The sequence below is a fragment of the Hymenobacter sp. IS2118 genome (assembly GCF_000715495.1).
Lineage (GTDB): Bacteria > Bacteroidota > Bacteroidia > Cytophagales > Hymenobacteraceae > Hymenobacter.
In genome coordinates this window covers 18038-38510 of the sequence record NZ_JNLX01000084.1, presented here as the reverse complement: position 1 = coordinate 38510, position 20473 = coordinate 18038, and the positions used below count along the sequence as shown (strand labels likewise).

The window sequence follows — 20473 nt, the reverse complement described above, 5'->3', positions numbered from 1 at the left end:
AGCGCCTGGTGCTTTAGGTGCTAAGGCTGGTTGAGTCCTGATTTGGCGCCTTTTATTCCAGCCGTTTGGATGAGGCGCGAACCAGCAGGTCGGGTTGGAGCACGATGCGGCGGGGCGAAAACGTGCTGTTGCCAGCTTCCAGCATTTCGAGGAAAAGCCGCATGGCCGACTGGCCCAATTGCTCGCAACGCTGGTCTACCGATGTGAGCATGGGCTCGGTGAGGGAGGTAAACGTCTCGTTGCTGAAACCTACTAAGGCCACGTCCTGGGGCACTTGCAGCCCGTGGCGCTTGATTTCCTGGAGGGCGCCCACCACGGAGAAGTCGCTGGCGGAGAAAACGGCATCGGGCGGCTGCGGCAGGCTGAGCATGCGCCGCATACCGAGGGCGCCGTCTTCCTGGGTCATGTCGCAGTAGTGCACCAGCGTTTCGTCAAGGGGCAGGCCCGCTTCGAGCAGCGCGTCGACGTAGCCTTGCCGGCGATGCTTGTAGATATTGAGGTGCTGCGGGCCGCCGAAATGGGCAATGCGGCGGCATCCTTGCGCCAGCAGGTGCCTGGTGCATTGGTAGCCGCCTTCCCGGTCGTCGATGACCACCGCATTCACGTCGGTTCCATCCAGCACCCGGTCGAAGAATACGAGGGGAATGTCCTGCTTACGCACCTTATCGAAGTGCTTGAAATCGCGGGTGTTGCGGGCCAGCGATACCAGAATACCCTCCACCTGGGCGCCGAGCAGCGTCTCAATATTTTTGCGCTCGTGCGTCACGTCTTCGTTCGACTGGCAAATCATCACGTTGAAGCCGGCCTTGCTCGCTACGGCTTCAATACCCTTCACCACCAAAGCAAAAAAATGGCCATCGATGTGCGGCACAATCACTCCGAGTATGTTGCTGCGGCCCTTCCGCAAGCCGGCGGCGAGGTGGTTGGGTTGGAAATGCAGCTCTTTGGCCAGCTGCCAGACGCGTTTTTTGGTGGCCGCGCTGATGGAAGGATGGTCGTTCAGGGACCTGGATACGGTAGACACCGACACGCCAAGCTGACTGGCCAAATCCGAAATGGAATACTTTGCTCGGGCCAAGGTCGTGTCGGATAGAAGCAGATTGCGTGGAAAGAAACTTCCGGAAGCAGCACAAATAAGCCCCGAATTCCATACAAACTTAGCTGTTTTGCAAGCGAATGGGCTGTCTCACCGCTCAGCGTTCCGCATTACTACGGCTCAGCTAAAATAAATGCGACGCAAATTGGCGCTAATCAATACGCCATGCTTCATTCGGTTTCTTAACGCAAAACAGGCAGCTACGCATCAGCCCAGCCCATTTTAGGGTCGCGGCTGCGGCGTGTAGGTCGGTCCCACACAACGCGGGCCCTGCGCCGTCCAGGCCAGCTTGTCGATGCAGAGCTGGCGCTCCTTCATGGCCGGGTCCCAGGCGTGGTACACCAGGTATTCGGTGCGGCCGTCGGGGCTCATCACGTGCGAGTGGTGGCCGGGGCCGCGCACGTGGCCGGGCACGGCGTGGAGCACGCGCGGTCCCTTTTCGGCCCCGGCATCGGAATAAGGCCCCATAATGGTGCTGGCCACGCAATAATCCACGCCGTAACGCGGGGTCAGGAAGTTGGCCCCGCTGTAGAAACAGTAGTACTTGCCCGCGTGCTGCCGGATAAACGGCCCTTCCAGGGTGTGCCATTCGGCAAAGTTGCGGTTGTCGTAGAGCGGCATGGTGCGGTTTTTCTCGAACACCGTCCAATCGTGGCGGGCACGCATTACGGTGCGACTGTCGCCGGCCAGCCGGGTCATGTCCAGCAGGCGGTCCACTACCAGGCCGGTGCCGGGCCGGTAGCCGTCATCCGAGTCGATGAAGTCGCGGGCATAAAACAGGTACCACTGCCCATCGGTATCAAGGAATGGGTGCGCGTCGATGGTGAACTGGCTGCCGGGCACGTCAAGCACGGCCACCTGCTGGTAAGGTCCCTGCGGCGTTTTGCTGGTGGCCACGTGCAGCCGGTGGCCCACGGTGGCCGCAATGGCCCCTCCCCCCATCGAGTAGTACATGTAAAACGTTCCCTGGTGGTACACTACCTCGGGCGCCCAGAAGTCCGCTCCTTCTGCACCGGCGGGCGGACTGAGCGCACCGCCGGCCACTTCCCAGTCCACGAGATTAGCAGAAGTGAGCAGGGTGAAGATGCGGCCGTCGGCGGTGCGGCCCTGCCCGGTGGTACCAAACGCGTAGTAGCGGCCCTGGTGCTTGAGCACGAACGGGTCGGGAAACTGGCCGGCGAACACCGGGTTGGTGTAGGTGCTACCGGCCGCCTGGGCCGCCTGGTGCAGCACGGCCAATGAAGCCAGACCCGTGCCGGCTTGCTGAAGGAATTTGCGACGAGAAACCATGTGGAGCAGGAAGGTTAAGGAAAAAATACTACGTTGGAAAAAGCAGTTAATGGCGTCCCTGTTCAAGAGAAACAACAACTAATGGCCAATGCTGCGCCAGCAAAAGTGAGCCTCAACTTGGGCGAAGGTCGGGAAAACATTGTAAGTTGCTAACAAATACGCAAACGTTTGCGCATTGCCCCCGTTGTCAGCGGCTGTTGGAGTGCGGCCACTTCCTGCCGAAGCACGCAGTAGGCACGCCCCGGCACCGGCTGGCCAGCCCAGCACCGCAGGTTGGGCTGCAGGCATTACGGAACACTTTTTGGCATTTACAACTCACCCTTTTGCATTCGCTTTCCCATGAAAAAACTAGTTGTTCTACTGCTGCTGCTGTCCTCGTTCACCACCGACTCCTGGGGCCAAAAAGCCAAATCAAAAGCCAAAGGCAGCGCGCCAATAGCCGCCGACCAACGTTGGTCGGCGGAGAAAGCCAATGCCTGGTACCGCACCTATCCGTGGATGAGCGGCGCCAATTTTACGCCGAGCACGGCCATCAACCAGCTGGAAATGTGGCAGGCCGCCACCTTCGACCCCGCTACCATTGACCGGGAGCTGGGCTGGGCCGAGGGCATTGGCTTCAATACCATGCGGGTATTTCTGCACAGCCTGGCCTGGCAGCAAGACCCCGAAGGCTTCAAAAAGCGCATGGACACCTATCTGGCCATTGCCGACAAGCACCAAATAAAGACGATGTTCGTGTTTTTTGACGACTGCTGGAACAAGGACGCCAAACCCGGCCCGCAGCCCGCGCCCAAACCCGGCGTGCACAACTCCGGCTGGGTGCAGGACCCCGGCGACCCGGAATCGCGCGACTCGCTCACCTTCAGCAAGCTGCGCCCTTACGTGCAGGACGTGCTCACGCACTTTGCCCACGACAAGCGCATCCTGCTGTGGGACCTGTTCAACGAGCCCGGCAACTCGGGCAAGCTGGCTACCTCGCTGCCGCTGGTGCGCAACGTGTTTGCCTGGGCCCAGGCCGTGCGCCCCGACCAGCCCCTGACCGTGGGCCTGTGGAACTGGGATTTCGAAGCCCTGAACACCTACCAGGCCCTTCATTCCGACATCATCACCTACCACAACTACGACGAGGTGCCCGCGCACCAGCGAATTATTGAGCTGCTGGCAACCCACGGCCGCCCCCTCATCTGCACCGAATACATGGCCCGCCCCCGCAACAGCCGGTTTGCCAACATCTTGCCCTTGCTGAAGAAGCAGAATGTGGGCGCCATCAACTGGGGCCTGGTGGATGGCAAAACCAACACCAAATACCAGTGGGATGTGCCCATTGCCGACGGCGGCGAGCCCGTGGAGTGGTTCCACGAAGTGTTTCGCAAGGACGGCACGCCCTACCGCGCCGACGAAACCAATTTGATTAGAAAAATGAACGGCAAATGAGCCGTGGCCGCTTCCTTTTCCGATTTCGTGCGATGACTAGAACCTTGTTCGTCTTACTACTGGCGTTGGTGCTGTGGGTGCCCGGCCTGGCGCAGCCCACGGCCAACCAAGCCGATGCCACCTTCACCAACCCCGTGCTGCCGGCCGGGGCCGACCCGTGGAGCATTTACCGCGACGGCTACTATTACTACACCCACACCACGGGCCGCAATATCACGCTCTGGAAAACCCGCTCGCTGAGCCAGCTCGACAGCGCGCCCAAAACGGTGGTGTGGACGCCGCCCGCCACGGGCCCGAACTCGCGCGATATCTGGGCCCCAGAACTGCATTTTCTGAACAACAAGTGGTATCTCTACTACGCCGCCGACGCCGCTACCAACCAGACGCACCGGCTTTTCGTGCTGGAGAATGCCTCCCCCGACCCTACGCAGGGCACCTGGACCGATAAGGGACAGATAACGGACACTACCGATAAGTGGGCCATCGACGGCTCGGTGTTCGAAAACAACGGCCAGCTGTACTTCGTGTGGTCGGGTTGGGAGGGCGACGTGAACGGCCGACAGAATATTTACCTGGCGCGCATGAAAAACCCCTGGACCATCGCCGGCCCGCGCCTGAAGGTGTCGACGCCGGTGTTTGCCTGGGAGCGCAACGGCGACCTGCCCCCAACCGAAACGCCCGCCCATGTCGACGTGAACGAAGGGCCGCAGGTGATACGGCGCGGCAATAAGCTGGTGCTGATTTACTCCGCCAGCGGCTGTTGGACTGATACCTACGCGCTGGGCATGCTCACGGCCCCGGCCGACAGCGACTTGCTGCAACCGGGCTCCTGGACGAAGTCGCCGGTGCCCGTGTTCCAGCAGGACCCTGCCCGAAAGGTGTACGCACCGGGCCACAACTCCTTTTTTAAGTCGCCCGACGGCACCGAGGACTGGATACTTTACCACGCCAACGACGCTGCCGGCCAGGGCTGCGGCAATTTCCGTTCGCCCCGCGCTCAGCCGTTCACCTGGCGCCCCAACGGCACCCCCGATTTTGGCCGCCCCGTGGCCCCCGGACAGCCCCTGGCCCGCCCGGCGGGTGAGAGGTAAGGCCTCTGCGCAAAGGTTTGCAGAAAAGAATTATATTCATTGCTGTTAAAGGCTGATTATCCGGCCCGCAACGCTACCCGCCCTCCTTTTTGACCCAGAATAGGGCGCGCGTTAGAAGTGTTTGAATACCCTAACCATGGCATTTAGCGGCGTAAAGACCGTATTCCTGTCGCCTAATTGGCCTTTGCAACGCAATCAAGAGTGCTTTTCAACCTCGAAACGTATTCAACAGGAATTAATTAGCACCAAATTCAACATTTTGTGTAATTTTATGCAAACGTTTGCTTTGGCTCTTATATTTGTCTCTCCCACTCACTTTTTCACCTATGAATAATTCTTACTTTAGGCTGAGCCGCCAAGCCGTGCCGGCCCTGCTTTGCTGCCTCCCGCTGGGCGCCGCCGCGCTGGTGGGGCTACCCGCCACCGCTCGTCCCGCCACCGATGGCATCGGCTGGGCCGTAGCTCCGGTGCAGACCGTGACCGGGCGCGTGGTCGACGAGAAAGGACAGGGCATGCCGGGAGTGACGGTGCTTGAAAAAGGCACCTCCAACGGCATCACCACGTCGGCTGACGGCAATTATTCGCTTACGGTGGGCGACAATGCCACGCTCACATTCTCGTTCGTTGGCTATTCGAGCCAGGACGTAGCCGTGGCCGGGCGGAGCGAAATCAACGTTTCGCTGGCCCTTGATGCCAAGCAGCTTAATGAAGTGGTGGTGGTAGGCTACCTCACCCAGAAGCGCGAGAACGTGACCGGCGCGGTGGCCAGCGTGAGTGCCCAGGAAGTGCGCCGGGCGCCGGTGGCGTCGGTGGCCGAGGCCATTCAGGGCCGGATGCCGGGCGTGACGGTAACCAACTCCGGTGCGCCGGGGCAGGCGCCGGTTATCAATATTCGCGGGCTGGGCACCATTGCCAGCGGCAGCGGCCCGCTCTACGTCATCGACGGCCTGTGGGTGCAGAATGCCGGCGGGCAGCGCGACTTCAACCCCTCCGACGTGGAGTCGATACAGGTGCTGAAGGACGCCGCTTCGCTGGCGCCCTACGGCGCTTCGGGTGCCAACGGCGTGGTTATCGTCACCACTAAAAAAGGCAAAGCGGGTGTGCCCGCCATCACATTCAGCGCCAACGGCGGGGTTCAGAACCTGGCCAACACCCTGGATTTGGCCAATGCTTCCCAGTGGGCCGCCCTCAACAACCAGGCGTATGATAACGCGGCGGCGGCGCGCCAGCCTTTCGCGGCCAACCCGCCGGCCGGCGTCGATACGGACTGGCAGAAAGAATTTTTCAAGCAAGGCTCGGTGCAGGACTACAACCTGGGCTTTTCGGGCGGCGGCCCCAACTCCACCTTCAACGTGTCGGGCGGCTACTTCAAGCAGGACGGTACGGTGCAGGGGCCGAAGTTTGACCGCTACAGCTTCCGGGTAAACACGGGCTTCAACCGCGGCCGGTTCCGCGTGGGCCAGAACGCCCTGCTTACGCGCACCAATCAGACCCGCGTCAACGGCAATCCCTTCATCGAAATCCTGCGCATGCTGCCCGTGATTCCGGTGTTTGACAACACCGTACCCGGCGGCTTCGGCATCGGCAACAACAACGCCAACACCTTCGGCACCAACCCCATTGCGTTGCAAAGTCTGCTCAACGACACTGGGGTGTCGAGCCGCCTGCAGGGCAACGTGTACGGCGAGGTTTCCATCTTCGACTTTCTGCGCTACCGCCTGAACCTGGCCACCGAGTACCACGGTTTCCGCGACCAGCAGAAGCGGCAGTTTGGCGTGTGGCGCCGCAACGACCCCATCCGGCCCTCGGCTTTTGGCGACACGCAGGGCACGGAGGTGTTTGGTATGGCCGAGAACACCCTCACCTTCGACAAAAGCTTCGGTGAGCACAACCTGACTGCGGTGGGCGGCTATAGCCAGCAGCGCACCCGGCAGGAAGTGACGCGGGGCGTGAACTTCGAGTACGGCCGCGGCCCCATCTACTACTGGGCCCTCGACGCGGGCAGCGAAACGCCGCAGGTAGTAGGCTCGTCGTTCACGCACACCAAGGAGTCGTTTTTCGGGCAGCTCACCTACGACTACGACCAGCGCTACCTGTTCACGGCGGCGTACCGGCGCGACGGCTCGTCGCGCTTCCGGGCCGACAACCGCTACGGCAATTTCGGCGCCGCTTCGGTGGGCTGGCGCGTGTCGAAGGAGAAGTTTTTTGAAGGCATCACGGCCGTATCCGACCTCAAGCTGCGGGCTTCCTACGGGCAGCTCGGCAACGACTTGCTGGGCGGAGACTACGGCGGCTCGTACCGCTACCAGGGGTTCATCAACACCAACGCCAACTACTTGCTGGGCGGCGCCATCCAGAACGGGGCGCTGCAAACCCAGTTCGCCAGCCCCGACATCCGTTGGGAAACCCGCCGCACCACCAACGTGGGCTTCGACGCCGGCTTCCTGGAAAACCGGCTCACGTTGTCGGCCGACTACTACATATCGCAAACCACGGACGCGCTGGTTGACCCCGCCCTGCCGGTGGTGTTCGGCAACGCCGGCAGCAACCCGTTCCGCAACCTGGGCAAGCTCGAAAACAAAGGTTTTGAGTTGCAGCTGGGCTACAACGACAACAGCGGCCCGTTCCGCTATGGCGCCTCGGTGAACCTGACGACCATCGCCAACAAAGTGCTGGACCTGGGCAATGCCGGCAACGACCCCAGCGGCACGCCCAACTTTTTCAACGGCGGCCCCGGCGCCATCACCCGCACCGAAGTGGGCCAGGAAATCGGCTCTTTCTTCCTGTATGAGTTCGACGGCATTTACCAGAGCGGCGACACCGGCATACCGGCCGGCCTCAGCCCCGGCGACGTGCGCTACAAAGACAACAACGGCAACGGCCGCACCGACGACGGCGACCGGGTGCACGTGGGCAACGTGTTTCCCAAGGTGCAGTACGGCGCCAACCTGAACCTGGGCTACGGCGTGCTCGACCTGTCGGCCTTCATCCAGGGCGTGCAGGGCAACGACGTATTCAACGTAAGCAAGTTCTGGCTCGACCGCACCGACGACAACGGCAACCACCGGGCCGACTTCAACCCCTGGACGGCGCAAAACCCCTCCACCACGACGCCACGGGCGCTGATTGCGGGCGGCCCCAACAGCGGCATCTCGGCCGGCCACAATGCCCGTTTCAACAGCACGCGCTGGCTGGAAAGCGGCTCGTACCTGCGTATGAAGAACCTGCAGGTGGGCCTGACGGTGCCTAAAGCCCTGCTGGTACGCACGAAGTACGTGGCCTCGATGCGCTTGTACGCCACTGCCCAAAACCTGTTCACGATAACCAAGTACAGCGGCTACGACCCCGAAACCGTGGGTGCGGGCCAGCTGGCCCGCGGCGTCGATGATGGCTCGTATCCCAACCTGCGCTCGTTCACGCTGGGCATTCAGGCCGGCTTCTAAGCGTTGTTTCTTTCGATTTTTTAATAACTAGCGATATGAAAACCAATTTTTTAGCCCGTTTGGGTTTGGCTGGGCTGCTGCTGATTTCGGCCACGGCCTGCGAGAAGGACCTGCTGAACCAGGTGAACCCCAACCTGCCCACCACCGAGTCGTTTTTCAAAACCAGTGAGGATGCCGTACGGGCTTCCACGGCCGTGTATGCCGGCCTGCAGGGTCTGGGCATGTACCGGCGCTGGCTGAACTTCGCCTTCGACTTGCGCTCGGACGAGGGCTTCAGCCAAAGCCCCTGGGGCGAGCTGGCCGATTTCACCCGCTTCGTGCAAAACAACTACGATTTTGAGGTGTCGTTCCACATTTACCGCGACCACTACCGCACCATATACCGCGCCAACCAGGTGCTTGCCAACGTGCCCGGCATTCAGATGGACGCCACTTTGCAGAAGCGCGTGCTGGCCGAAGCCCGGTTTTTGCGGGCGCTGAGCTACTTCAACCTCGTGTCGCTCTACGGCAACGTGCCGCTGGCCACGACGCCTCCAATCGATTTGAACGTTTTACCGCCGCAGGGCACCGAAGCCGAGGTGTGGGCCTTGGTCATTGATGACCTGACCAAGGCGCAGCCCGACCTGCCGGCTTCGTACACCGGCGCCGACCTGGGGCGGGCCACCCGCGGCGCGGCCACCACGCTGCTGGGCAAGGCCTACATGCAAAACCGCCGCTGGGCCGATGCGCAGGCGCAGTTCGCGCAGGTTATCAGTTCGGGCACCTACCGCCTTACTGCGAACTACACCGACAACTTCCGCCACACTACGGAAAACAATCAGGAATCTATTTTTGAGGTGCAGTTTTCGGACGATAAGCGGGGGGGGAACGACTCCGGCGGAGGCCCCGATGCCACCTCCTCGCAGGGCGGGCAGCGCTCGCAGTTCTGGGGCGTGCCGGGCTTCGGCTTCAACGATGGCGAGCTGCGCCCCTGGGTGGTGCGCGAGTTTTTGCAGGAAGGCACGGCCCAGGGCCAGCGCGACCCGCGCCTGGCCGCCACCGCGTTCTACAACCGGTTCGACCTGACCCAGTTCCCAACCGCCCTGGCGCCCGACAACGACCGGGGTGTGTACGGCAGCGGCAACTTTGAAAACCGCTACGGTGGCAATGCCCGCGACCTGGGCCGCGTGTACTACCGCAAGTATGCTACCGATTACTACCGCACTTTCGAGGATTTCGATTCGCCCATCAACCAGCGCGTGATGCGCTACGCCGACGTGCTGCTGCTGCAGGCCGAGGCCTTGAACGAGCAAAACAACCCGGCTAGCGCCATCCCACTGGTCAACCTGGTGCGTGCCCGCTCGGGACTGGCGCCCCTAGCAGCGGGGCTATCGCAGGCTGAGCTGCGCACGCAGCTCCGGCACGAGCGGGTAACCGAACTGACCGGTGAGGGCTTGCGTTGGTTCGACCTGCAGCGCTACGGCGTGCTCACCACCCAGGCCGGCATCGACCAGCTGAAGCAGCGCGACCCCAGCTTCAACGATTTCCAGATAGGCCGCGACCGCTTGCTGCCCATTCTGCAAATCGACGTAGACCTGGCCCGATTAACCCAAAACCCTAATTACTAGATAAGTATTAAGTACCGGCGCAAAAATAATCGTAGCAGAAAAGTTGTCGTGCTGAGCGCAGCCGAAGCATCGCTACCGCTTCGTCCGCACCGTGCAACGAAGCGGTAGCAATGCTTCAACAAGCAGACGCCAAATGGAGCATGACAAACCCGATACAACACGGTTAATTCTGTACGGTCAGTTAGGCACTGATAACGATTGTTACGCAACGACTGGCTTGGCACTATACGCTGACTGTTTACTCCCTCAATTTCCTTTCCCTTTCCCATTATTATGTTGTTATTCCGTTCTTCCTTTTGGGCCATGCTGCTACTGGCAGGCACACTGGGCTGCTCGAAAAGCTCGCCCACGGTTGCCCCTCAGGTACCGCCGGCCCCGCCCGCCGCTACCACGTTCACCAACCCGCTGCTGGCTAGTGGCCCCGACCCGTGGGTGTACCAGAAGGACGGGTTTTATTACTACATGCACACTACTGGCAACAACGTAATACTGCGCAAAACCGCTAAAATGAGCGAGTTGGGCTCGGCCGTGAGCACTACTATCTGGACGGCCCCAGCTACGGGCCCGTACTCCCAGAACGTGTGGGCGCCGGAGCTGCATTTTCTCGATGGCAAGTGGTACGTCTACTTCACCGCGGGCCCTCCCGGCTGCTGCGGCGGCCAGCGCCTGTGGACGCTCGAAAACGCCAACCCTGACCCTACCATCGGCGCCTGGACGGAGCGCGGCCAGCTAGCCGTGCCGGGTCAGGATTTGTGGGCCATCGATGCCACCATTCTGGAACAGAACGGCGGGCGTTACCTGCTCTGGTCAGGCCAGGAGCCCAACTCCGACCAACAAAACCTCTACATCTGCCGCATGAGCAGTCCCACGGCCCTCACCGGGGCCCGGGCGCGGCTCAGCATTCCGCAATACGGTTGGGAGCTGAACGGCTTCCCGAAGGTGAACGAGGCCCCGCAGATACTCAAGCATGGCGGTAAAACCGTACTGATTTATTCGGCCAGCCATTGCAGCACCGACGATTACGCCCTGGGCATGCTCACGGCATCCACCACCGCCGACCCCATGCTGCCGGCCTCATGGACCAAGGCGCCCACCCCCGTTTTCGTAAAAAATACTGCGGGCCAAGCCTTCGGGCCGGGCCACAACGGCTTCTTCACCTCGCGCGATGGCAGCGAGGACTGGATTGTGTACCACGCCAACCCGCGCACGGGTCAGGGCTGCAGCGACACCCGTAGCCCCCGAATGCAAAAATTCACTTGGCGTGCTGACGACACGCCGGACTTTGGTACCCCGGTGCCGTTGGGCATCCCGCTGCCCCGCCCGGCCGGCGAATAGCAGCTGCTTTTCTTTTTCCCACCGCATTGGTAACTGTCCGCTTGAGTTTTATGACGCCATTTATTCGATGCTTGAGCAGTGCCGCGCTGCTGGCCAGCGGGCTGCTGGCGAGTTGCCAGCAGCCCGCTGCTACCACTGGTACCGCGTCAGCCGCGCTGGTTATCGCCAACCCGGTGGTGCCTGGCGATTTTCCTGACCCGTCGGTGGTGAAGGTGGGCGATACGTATTGGGCCACCGCCACCACCTCGAACTGGGGCCCGGTGTTTCCGCTGCTGTCCTCCAAAAACCTGACCGATTGGAAGCTGGTGGGCCACGTGTTTCCGGGCGAGCGGCCGGATTGGGCCGACTATTACTTCTGGGCCCCGGAAATCAGCCAGGACGGCGGCAAGACGTACGTGTTCTACTCCGCCCACAAGCGGGGCGGTAATCTGGCCGTGGGCGTGGCCAGTGCCCCGCGTCCCGAAGGCCCTTACACCGACCACGGGCCGCTGGTGGGCCAGCCTGCCGGCTCGATTGACGGCTTCCCGATGCGCGACGAAAACGGCCAGCTTTACCTTATCTGGAAAGAGGATGGCAACAGCGTGCAGCAGCCCACGCCCATCTGGGCGCAACGCCTGAACGACGCCCGCACCGCGTTGGTGGGCGAAAAAACGGAGTTGTTTCGCAACGACCCTGCTACCTGGGAAGGCAATCTGGTGGAAGGCGTATCAATCGTGCGCCACGAGGGGTATTTCTACGCTTTTTACGCCGGCAACGGCTGCTGCGGGCGTGGCTGCACCTACGCTACGGGCGTGGCCAGGGCTAAAACCCTGCTCGGCCCTTGGGAAAAACACGCCGGCAACCCAATTCTGCTCAACAACGACACCTGGAAGTGTCCTGGCCACGGCACTGCACTGGAGCATCAGGGCCGCTGGTACATGCTGCACCACGCCTACGAAGCCGGCAGCCACGAGTTTGCGGGCCGCCAGGGCGTGCTGAGCGAGTTTGAATGGACGGCGGCGGGCTGGCCGGCGTTCCGGGGCAAAAGCACGCCAGTTGCCGCGCCAGCCATAGTTGCCCGAGCCAGCGCGGTGGCCGACGAGTTTACGGGCCGGACCCTGGACCTGGCCTGGCAGTGGCCGGTGGAATATCGGCCCACATTCGCGGTAAGCGGCGGCCAGTTGCGCCTCACGGCTCGGCCCGACCACAGTGGCGCGGCACTCGGCCGCTCCACCACTGCCGCCGCCTATACCGCCACCACCACCTTGCTGAACCCTGGCACCTTGGCCGGGGCTTGTGCCGGTCTGGCTGCCCACGGCGACCCCGACAACACCCTGATGCTAGTGGCCAGCGTCGGCAAGGTGCAGCTGCTGCAACTGGAAAAAGGACAAACCAAAACCCTGGCCGAGGCGTCCCTGCCTACGACCAAAGCCTTGGAACTGCGCCTGCAGGCCCGTAAAGGCAGTGAATTCACTTTTGCCTGGCGCCCTACCGGCAGCACCAATTGGCAAACCCTGCCCGTAGCGGGCACCGCCGTCGACGGCCGTTTCCTGCCGCCCTGGGACCGGGGCGTACGCGTGGGTGTGGTGGCCCAAGGCGCGCCAACTGCCGTGGCCGCGTTCGAAAATTTCACCCTGACTGCCCAGCCCTGACCCCAATTCCGGGCCGCTGTCCGGTAAGCTGCCTGTTTCAACGCCTCATTTTTCAATATGCCTGTTTCTCTCCGCGCTAGCTTGGCTGGCATCTTAACCAACTTGGCTTTGCTGACTGCCTGCAACTCCGCGACCTCTACCAACGCTGCCGAAGGGGCCGATGGCCGCCCGGCCGGGACGACTGACTCCAGCGCTTCTGCTGCGCAGGCATTACCCGTTGCTAAGGAGTTCGGCAAAACTGTCGACGGGCAGGCGGTGCAGCTTTTCACCCTTACCAACGCCCACGGCCTCAAAGCCACCATCAGTACCTACGGCGGCACGCTCACCAGCCTGCTCACACCCGACCGCAACGGCAAACTGGGCGACGTGGTGCTGGGCTTCGACGACTTGGCCGGCTATACGAGCGACCTATACCTCAAGGAAGGCCCTTATTTTGGGGCGTTGATTGGACGCTATGGCAACCGCATCAAGCAGGGCAAATTCTCGCTCGATGGCAAACAATATACGATGGCGCTCAACAACGCCCCCAATACGCTGCATGGCGGCAAACGAGGGTTCGACAAAGTGGTGTGGACGGCCCAGCCCGGCACCTCGGCCGCCGGCCAGACCCTCACGCTCAGCTACACAAGCCCGGACGGCGAGGAGGGCTACCCCGGCACGGTGGTAGTGAAAGTGGTGTATACCATTACCGATGACGACGCACTGCGCCTCGACTACTCTGCCACGACTGATAAGGCTACGCCCCTCAACCTCACCAATCACAGCTACTTTAACCTCAACCACGGCCAGGCCAAAAATGCCCTCGGCCACGAGCTGACCCTGAACGCCGACCGGTTCACGGTAGTAGATGCCACCCTGATTCCAACGGGCGAGCTCCGGCCGGTGCAGGGTACGCCCATGGACTTCCGGGCGCCCCACGCCATTGGCGAGCGCATTGCGCAGGTGCCCGGTGCCGCACCCGGCGGCTACGACCACAACTGGGTGCTGGCCGACCAGATGCGTACCGCTCCCGCCCTGGCTGCTACCGTGTTCGAGCCCGTATCGGGCCGCACCATGAGCGTATTCACCGACCAGCCTGGCATTCAGTTCTATTCCGGCAACTTCCTGAAAGGCAACCTAAAGGGCAAAGGCGGCGTGGCTTACCCGCAACACTACGGCTTCTGCCTCGAAACCCAGCATTTCCCCGATTCCCCCAATCAGCCCACTTTCCCCAGCACCGTGCTGCGTCCGAACAAAGCGTTCCACTCCGTTACGGAATACCGCTTTGGGGTGCGCCAATAATCTGGCTATTGCATTGGGCAGCATCGACGGACACAGTGCTGCACAAGCTCCTTCGGGAGCAAAGCCATTCAGCTGTGCTTTACCCAAGCAGTACTTCGAACGAAACGAATAAAATATTTTGAGGTCACAAAGGGCATTGGAAGCCAATGATGCATGATTTTTAGCTCTAAAATCATTGGGCAAACGTTTGCGTAATAATGACAAAAAAACGGAAACTACGCTTTACATTTATAAAGTCTTTACTAAGCGGCTCGATAGCCGCTGTTTCATTCAACTTCCCTCAACTCATTCCATTTTCACCATGAAAAAATCCTTACTTTTCAGTTCACTGGCGGCAATTGCCCTCCTATTTGCCGGGCCATCAGCCTCTGCCCAGTTCTCGTCCGGTCCCATCGTGAACGGTGGTACTTATAAGATAACGCACTACTTCGTAACGGCGACCAACGGCGACCCGCTTTGCGTGGAAGTGGCCGGTAACTCGGCAGCGGCTGGGGCGGCGGTGCAACAGTTCAACGACAATGGGAACGATGCCCAGCGCTTCGTCTTCGAGCTGCAGGCCGATGGGTCTTACAAGCTGCGCCATAAAGGAACCGACATGTACATCCAGACCGTGGGACTAAGCTCGGCGGTGTTTGCGGAACTGGAGCAGAACGTATCGACCGACGACTTCGCGCAACGTTGGGTTATCACCGAAAATCCGGGCAGCAACGTCGACAATCCCAACCCTCCGGCCGGCTTGTACGAGTTTAAGCTAAAGAAGTCGGTCGGACAGATGCCCTTTGAAATGTGCATGGAAGTACCCAGCGCCAACAACGTGTCGGGGCAGCGCCTGAAGCTTTTTGACGACAACGAATACGCCCGCGCCCAACGCTTCCAGCTCACGCTGATATCGACGCCAACCGCCACCAAAAACGCCAGCCAACTGGTGCTCAAGGCGCAGGCTTACCCCAACCCATTTGGCCAGGGCGAGGCCCTATCGGTTAGCATCGATGCCCTGACCGGAGGAACCGTCTCCATCAGCGTGATTGACGCATTGGGCCACGCGGTACACAGCCAGCGGGCCACGTTGCGGGCCGGCGCTAATACCGTAAAACTCAGCAACCCGGTGCTGGCCGCCGGCCTCTACGTGGTGCGCGTGAGCCAAGGCAAAAACACCCAGCAAATCCACGTAGCGCAGCAATAAAACACCTGCATACTTTGTACAAAGAATAAGACGCCGTTTTATAGCAGTCATATATTAACAGTAAAAAGGGCCGCCCAATTGGGCGGCCCTTTTTACTGAACATTCTAAATCAGAACCCGGGGAAAGAACTGTGCACAAAATCCGTGAAATCCGTCGTTAATCCGACTAATCCGTGATTTAGAATTGTGCTTCTTCGGTGCTGCCCACCAGCGCGGAGGTGCTGGTTTGGTTGCTCGTCACCACGTTTTGCACAGCATCGAAGTAGCCGGTGCCCACGAAGGACTGGTGTTTCACGGCCTGGTAGCCGTCTTTGGCCAGCGCAAATTCCCGCTCCTGCAGCTCCGAGTAGCCCGCCATGCCGCGCTGCCGGTACGCCTGGGCCAGCTCGAACATGCTGGTGTTGAGGGCGTGGAAGCCGGCCAAAGTGATGAACTGAAACTTGTAGCCCAGCGCCGCCAGCTCCTCGCGGAAGGTGCCCATCTGCTCCACGCTGAGCTTGGAGGCCCAGTTGAACGACGGCGAGCAGTTGTAGGCCAGGAGCTTGCCGGGGAATTGGGCGTGAATGGCTTCGGCGAATTTGCGGGCGTCTTCCAGGTCGGGGTGCGAGGTTTCCATCCAGATAAGGTCGGCGTAGGGCGCGTAGGCCAGGCCACGCGCAATGCCGGCCTCCACGCCACAGCGGATGCGGTAGAAGCCTTCGTTGGTGCGCTCGGCTTCCTGCAGAATGAAGGGCTGGTCGCGCGGGTCCACGTCGGCAGTCAGCAGGTCGGCCGCGTCGGCATCAGTGCGGGCCACGATGAGCGTGGGCACGCCCAGCACGTCGGCCGCGAGGCGGGCAGCCACCAGCTTGTTGATGGCTTCCTGCGTGGGCACCAGCACTTTGCCGCCCAGGTGCCCGCACTTTTTGGCCGACGAAAGCTGGTCTTCAAAATGCACACCGGCCGCGCCGGCTTCAATCATCATCTTCATCAGCTCGAAGGCATTCAGGTTGCCGCCAAAGCCCGCTTCGGCATCGGCCACGATGGGCGCCAGCCAATGCACCTTGCCTTCGCCGCTGAGGTGCTGAATCTGGTCGGCCCGCAGCAGGGCGTTGTTGATACGGCGCACCACGGCCGGCACGCTGTCCACGGGGTACAGGCTTTGGTCGGGGTACATGTGGCCGGCGCCGTTGGCATCGGCCGCTACCTGCCAACCACTGAGGTAAATGGCCTGCAGGCCGGCCTGAATTTCCTGCACCGCCTGGTTGCCGGTGAGAGCACCCAGGCCCGCCACGTATTCCTGCGAATGCAGCAGCTCCCAGAGCCGCTCGGCGCCCTGGCGGGCCAGCGAGTATTCGATGTGGATGGAGCCTTGCAGCTTCACTACGTCTTCGGGCGAGTAAGGGCGCTGAATGCCAATCCAACGGGGGTTGTGGGCCCAGTCGAGGGCAATTTCGGCGGCGCGTTGCTGGTGCTGTTTCATCTTGGTTGATGGGGATTGAATGAGGAAATGATTTGCGGTTCAGAAAGGACAAAGCGTGGCCTGGCTACCTGTCAGGCGGCTTTTTTCAAAGTCAGAAGGGGTTGGGACGCACCGTGGTGCGTTGCTACAATCGTGCTATGCCAGCTGCTCGTAGGCCGGAATGGTCAGAAATTCCACGAATTCCTTGCTCATCACCAGACGGTCGAACAGGCGGGCGGCTTCCAGGTACTGGCCATTTTCATAGGCCTCCTCCCCTACCAGGGCTTTGATTTTTTCGAGCTGGCCGGGCACCAGGGAGCGGTAAAGCTCCGTGGTGACGGGGCGGCCGTCGGCCAGCGTGGTGCCGGGCGTGTGCAGCCACTGCCACACCTGGGCCCGGCTGATTTCGGCCGTTGCGGCGTCCTCCATCAGGTTGTAAATCGGCACGCAGCCGTTGCCGCCCAGCCACGAAGCCAGGTATTGCACGGCCACGTCGATGTTCAGCTTCAGGCCCGCTTCGGTGATGTCGCCCTGGGGGGCACGCACCAGGTCGGCGGCCGTTACCTGCACGTCGAGGCGCTTGTTTTCGATTTGGTTGGGGCCGGGCATCAGGCGGTTGAATACCTCCAGGGCCACGGGCACCAGGCCAGGGTGCGCCACCCAGGTACCGTCGTGGCCGTTGGTAGCTTCCCGGATTTTGTCCTGCCGCACCTTCTCCAACGCAGCCTCGTTGGCCGTAGGGTCGTTTTTGATGGGAATCTGGGCCGCCATGCCGCCGATGGCGTGCACCCCGCGCCGGTGGCAGGTCTGGATAACGAGCTGCGAGTAGGCAGCCATGAAGGGCACGCTCATCGTCACGTCGGCGCGGTTGGGCAGCCGGAATTCGGGGTTGAGGCCCAGGCGCTTGATGTAGCTGAAAATGTAGTCCCAGCGCCCGCAGTTGAGGCCGGCACTGTGCTCACGCAGCTCGTACAGGATTTCATTCAGCTCGAACGCCGCCGGCAGCGTCTCGATGAGAACGGTGGCCTTGATGAGACATTTGGGCAGCTTCATCGACCACTGGGCAAAGCCGAACACGTCATTCCACAACCGTGCTTCGAGGTGACTTTCCAGTTTGGGTAGGTAGAAGTAGGGTGCCGAGCCGCGGGCACACAGCTCGTGGGCATTATGAAAATAATAAAGGCCAAAATCGAGCAGCGAGGCGCTGATGGGCTCGCCGTCGACCAGAATGTGCTTGTCGAGCAAATGCCAGCCGCGGGGCCGCACCATGAGCACGGCGGTTTTCTCGTTCAGCCGGTACTCTTTGGTGGGCGTGCTGAGCGAAATGGTGCGGCGCACGGCATCGCGCAGGTTGATTTGGCCCTGCACCACGTTGTCCCAAGTGGGGGCATTGGAGTCCTCCAAATCGGCCATGAACACGCTGGCGCCGGAGTTCAGGGCGTTGATAATCATCTTCCGCTCCACGGGGCCGGTGATTTCCACGCGGCGGTCCTGCAGCTCCTGCGGCACGGGCGCCACGGTCCAGTCCTGCTCGCGGATGCGCTTGGTTTCGGGCAGAAAATCGGGCATCACCCCGGCGTCAAAATCAGTCTGCCGCTCAATCCGACGGCCCAGCAGCGCCTGGCGCGTGGGGTCGAAGCGCCGGTGCAGCTCGGCCACGAAGGCCAGGGCCGAGGGCGTGAGGATTTCCGCGTACTCGGACGTGAAGCGACCGATGACTTTCACCCGCTCGGGGGTGAGAAAGGTGGGCTTGGGGGCGGGCGCAGTGTGAGTGAAAGGCATGCTTTATAGATGTGGAAAGGTGGGAATTTGAGAATGGGGAAATGAATCCGGGTGGCCACCTTCTCACAACTCCTGCGAAGCGACCGATGCAAACATACTAAAGCGAATTTAAATATTCAGCGAATATTCGCTAAAATAATAAAATTTGCTCTCCGTCTTACCTTTGTTTGGTTCTTGGAATTATCTCCAAACCGGGATATTAGGGCTTGCAAAGGGGTTTTTATTTGTGCTGTTGCTTGTGTGAAAATTCTCCAAAAAATTTCTCACATCTCCTAATCACCCCATTTTCACATCTTCCTCATTCCTCACATTTCCCACATCCTCCCATTTTCACATTTAAAAACATGCTCAATCACGGCCAGGTAGTGCGCCTCATCTTCGGCTTGAAACTGCGCGAGCTGCGGCAGGAACGCGGCCTCAGTCCCGCCGAGCTGGCGCGCTCCTGCGACGTCTCCGTCAGCTACCTGAATGAGATTGAGAAGGGCAAGAAATATCCCAAGGCCGACAAGATTCTGAGCCTGAGCCAGTGCCTGGGTGTGCGCTATGACCAGCTGACTTCGCTGCAGCTGCCGCGCCGCCTCGAACCCATTGCGGAGCTGCTCAACTCCAGGATGCTCAAGGAATTTCCCCTGGAGATGTACGGATTGGAGCCCGCCCGCATCATCGACCTGATTGCTAATGCGCCGGCCAAGATGAATGCCTTCATCAGCACCATCTTCGAGATAGCGCGCAACTACGAGATGCGCCAGGAACATCTGTTTCTAGCCGCGCTGCGCTCGTTTCAGGAGATGCACGACAACTACTTTGAGGACCTGGAGCAGGACGCCCGCGCCTTTGTAGGCAGCCACCAACTCAGCACCACCGCCCCGTTCGACCTCCGCCAGCTGGAGCGCGTGCTCACCGACAAGTACGGCTACACGCTGGACCGCGAAACGCTGGGCCAGCACGCCGTGGCCACGCAGGCCCGGCTGCGCTCGGTGTTTCAGCCCAAAACCAAGCGGCTGCTGCTGCGGCCTGGCCTGAGCCGGGGCCAGCAAGCCTTTGTGCTGGGCCGGGAGGTAGCCTTCAACTACCTCAAGCTGACGGAGCGGCCCTACGTGAGCAGCAGCACGCAGGTGCGCTCTTTTGATGAGGTGCTGAACAACTTCAAAGCGTCGTATTTCGCCGGGGCGCTGCTGATGGAGGAGGAAAACCTGCTGCGCGATTTGCGCAAGGTTTTCGGGGCTAAAAAGTGGGCTCCGGGCCTGCTGCTGGATTTGCTGACGCAGTACGACGTGAGCCCGGAGATGTTTATGCAGCGACTGACCACGCTGCTGCCCCGGCATTTCGGCCTGCAAAGCCTGTTCTTTCTGCGCTTCGACCAGACCACTGCCGACGCGTCCTACGAGCTGACCAAGGAGCTGCACCTGGCCCGCCTGCACAACCCGCACGGCAACGAGCTGAACGAGCATTACTGCCGCCGCTGGGTGAGTCTGCGGCTGCTGGACGAAGCGCGGGCGCTGCCCGTCCCCGACACCGCCGCCGCTCCCGTCACGGTGGCCGGTGCCCAGAAATCGCGCTACTTTGGCACCGAAGATGAGTATTTGTGCTTCACCCTGGCGCGGGCCGGCACGCCCACCCAGCCCGCCGTGAGCGTGACCGTGGGCCTGCGCTGCGACGACAACCTGCGCGCCCAGGTCCGTTTCCTGGCCGACCCCGCCCTGCCCTTCCGCATCGTGAACGAAACCTGCGAGCGCTGCCCCATTCCCGACTGCGAGTCGCGCGCCGCGGCACCCACCGAAATCATCCGCCAAGCGGAGCGCGAAGCTTTCGAAGCCGCCGTGACGGCCCTCGTGCAAGGCGAATGATGCACGAAGTGCG

General features: G+C 61.2%; 13 protein-coding genes. 9 read left to right on the top strand and 4 right to left on the bottom strand.

The window, feature by feature from the left end; genetic code table 11:
- Positions 1-52: 52 nt before the first annotated feature.
- Both GM79_RS07130 and GM79_RS07125 read right to left on the bottom strand, forming a co-directional pair.
- Positions 53-1048 carry a LacI family DNA-binding transcriptional regulator gene (locus tag GM79_RS07130; protein ID WP_316930104.1) on the bottom strand — a complete coding sequence of 332 codons (996 nt, stop codon included), beginning with the start codon at positions 1046-1048 and terminating at the stop codon, positions 53-55.
- Positions 1049-1318: 270 nt separating this feature from the next.
- Positions 1319-2386 (bottom strand): glycoside hydrolase family 43 protein, encoded by a 1068-nt coding sequence (locus GM79_RS07125; protein ID WP_081867609.1) that lies wholly within the window; start codon positions 2384-2386, stop codon positions 1319-1321.
- A 339-nt stretch (positions 2387-2725) separates the two neighbouring features.
- Between GM79_RS07125 and GM79_RS07120 the strand changes: the two genes are divergently transcribed.
- From GM79_RS07120 to GM79_RS07085, 8 genes are all read left to right on the top strand, one after another.
- Positions 2726-3820 carry a 1,4-beta-xylanase gene (locus tag GM79_RS07120; RefSeq protein WP_035561407.1) on the top strand — a complete coding sequence of 365 codons (1095 nt, stop codon included), beginning with the start codon at positions 2726-2728 and terminating at the stop codon, positions 3818-3820.
- Between the two features lie 32 nt (positions 3821-3852).
- Positions 3853-4911: a family 43 glycosylhydrolase gene (locus GM79_RS07115; protein ID WP_072008559.1), complete on the top strand. Its 1059-nt coding sequence runs from the start codon at positions 3853-3855 to the stop codon at positions 4909-4911.
- 326 nt (positions 4912-5237) lie between these two features.
- Complete coding sequence (locus GM79_RS07110) at positions 5238-8354, top strand: SusC/RagA family TonB-linked outer membrane protein (RefSeq protein WP_051718614.1); 3117 nt, start codon at positions 5238-5240, stop codon at positions 8352-8354.
- Between the two features lie 35 nt (positions 8355-8389).
- Entirely contained in the window at positions 8390-9961 is a 1572-nt protein-coding gene (locus GM79_RS07105) for a RagB/SusD family nutrient uptake outer membrane protein (RefSeq protein ID WP_035561390.1), read from the top strand.
- A gap of 273 nt (positions 9962-10234) precedes the next feature.
- On the top strand, positions 10235-11296 hold the full coding sequence (locus GM79_RS07100; protein ID WP_035561387.1) for a family 43 glycosylhydrolase: 1062 nt from the start codon (positions 10235-10237) through the stop codon (positions 11294-11296).
- Positions 11297-11346: 50 nt separating this feature from the next.
- Positions 11347-12927, top strand: a complete 1581-nt coding sequence (locus GM79_RS07095) for a glycoside hydrolase family 43 protein (protein WP_081867608.1) — start codon at positions 11347-11349, stop codon at positions 12925-12927.
- A 102-nt stretch (positions 12928-13029) separates the two neighbouring features.
- Positions 13030-14208: an aldose epimerase family protein gene (locus GM79_RS07090; RefSeq protein ID WP_235183936.1), complete on the top strand. Its 1179-nt coding sequence runs from the start codon at positions 13030-13032 to the stop codon at positions 14206-14208.
- Between the two features lie 301 nt (positions 14209-14509).
- Positions 14510-15391, top strand: a complete 882-nt coding sequence (locus GM79_RS07085; protein WP_152559884.1) for an RICIN domain-containing protein — start codon at positions 14510-14512, stop codon at positions 15389-15391.
- A gap of 177 nt (positions 15392-15568) precedes the next feature.
- Here the strand turns inward: GM79_RS07085 and aceA are convergent, their stop codons facing one another.
- A complete protein-coding gene (gene aceA / locus GM79_RS07080) occupies positions 15569-16852 on the bottom strand; it encodes an isocitrate lyase (protein ID WP_035561378.1) in 1284 nt (427 codons plus the stop codon).
- Between the two features lie 135 nt (positions 16853-16987).
- On the bottom strand, positions 16988-18613 hold the full coding sequence (aceB, locus tag GM79_RS07075) for a malate synthase A (RefSeq protein ID WP_081867607.1): 1626 nt from the start codon (positions 18611-18613) through the stop codon (positions 16988-16990).
- Positions 18614-18957: 344 nt separating this feature from the next.
- Here aceB and GM79_RS07070 point away from each other — a divergent pair, with 344 nt between their 5' ends.
- Positions 18958-20460, top strand: coding sequence for a helix-turn-helix domain-containing protein (locus tag GM79_RS07070; protein ID WP_035561375.1), 1503 nt, complete (start codon positions 18958-18960; stop codon positions 20458-20460).
- The last annotated feature ends 13 nt before the right edge of the window (positions 20461-20473 follow it).

Excerpts from the sequence above, each read along its gene's own strand:
- GM79_RS07120 (WP_035561407.1), top strand. The coding sequence starts at position 2,726 with ATGAAAAAACTAGTTGTTCTACTGCTGCTGCTGTCCTCGTTCACCACC.
- GM79_RS07095 (WP_081867608.1), top strand. The coding sequence starts at position 11,347 with ATGACGCCATTTATTCGATGCTTGAGCAGTGCCGCGCTGCTGGCCAGC.
- GM79_RS07105 (WP_035561390.1), top strand. The coding sequence starts at position 8,390 with ATGAAAACCAATTTTTTAGCCCGTTTGGGTTTGGCTGGGCTGCTGCTG.
- GM79_RS07085 (WP_152559884.1), top strand. The coding sequence starts at position 14,510 with ATGAAAAAATCCTTACTTTTCAGTTCACTGGCGGCAATTGCCCTCCTA.
- GM79_RS07100 (WP_035561387.1), top strand. The coding sequence starts at position 10,235 with ATGTTGTTATTCCGTTCTTCCTTTTGGGCCATGCTGCTACTGGCAGGC.
- GM79_RS07110 (WP_051718614.1), top strand. The coding sequence starts at position 5,238 with ATGAATAATTCTTACTTTAGGCTGAGCCGCCAAGCCGTGCCGGCCCTG.
- GM79_RS07070 (WP_035561375.1), top strand. The coding sequence starts at position 18,958 with ATGCTCAATCACGGCCAGGTAGTGCGCCTCATCTTCGGCTTGAAACTG.
- aceB (WP_081867607.1), bottom strand. The coding sequence starts at position 18,613 with ATGCCTTTCACTCACACTGCGCCCGCCCCCAAGCCCACCTTTCTCACC.
- GM79_RS07125 (WP_081867609.1), bottom strand. The coding sequence starts at position 2,386 with ATGGTTTCTCGTCGCAAATTCCTTCAGCAAGCCGGCACGGGTCTGGCT.
- GM79_RS07115 (WP_072008559.1), top strand. The coding sequence starts at position 3,853 with ATGACTAGAACCTTGTTCGTCTTACTACTGGCGTTGGTGCTGTGGGTG.
- aceA (WP_035561378.1), bottom strand. The coding sequence starts at position 16,852 with ATGAAACAGCACCAGCAACGCGCCGCCGAAATTGCCCTCGACTGGGCC.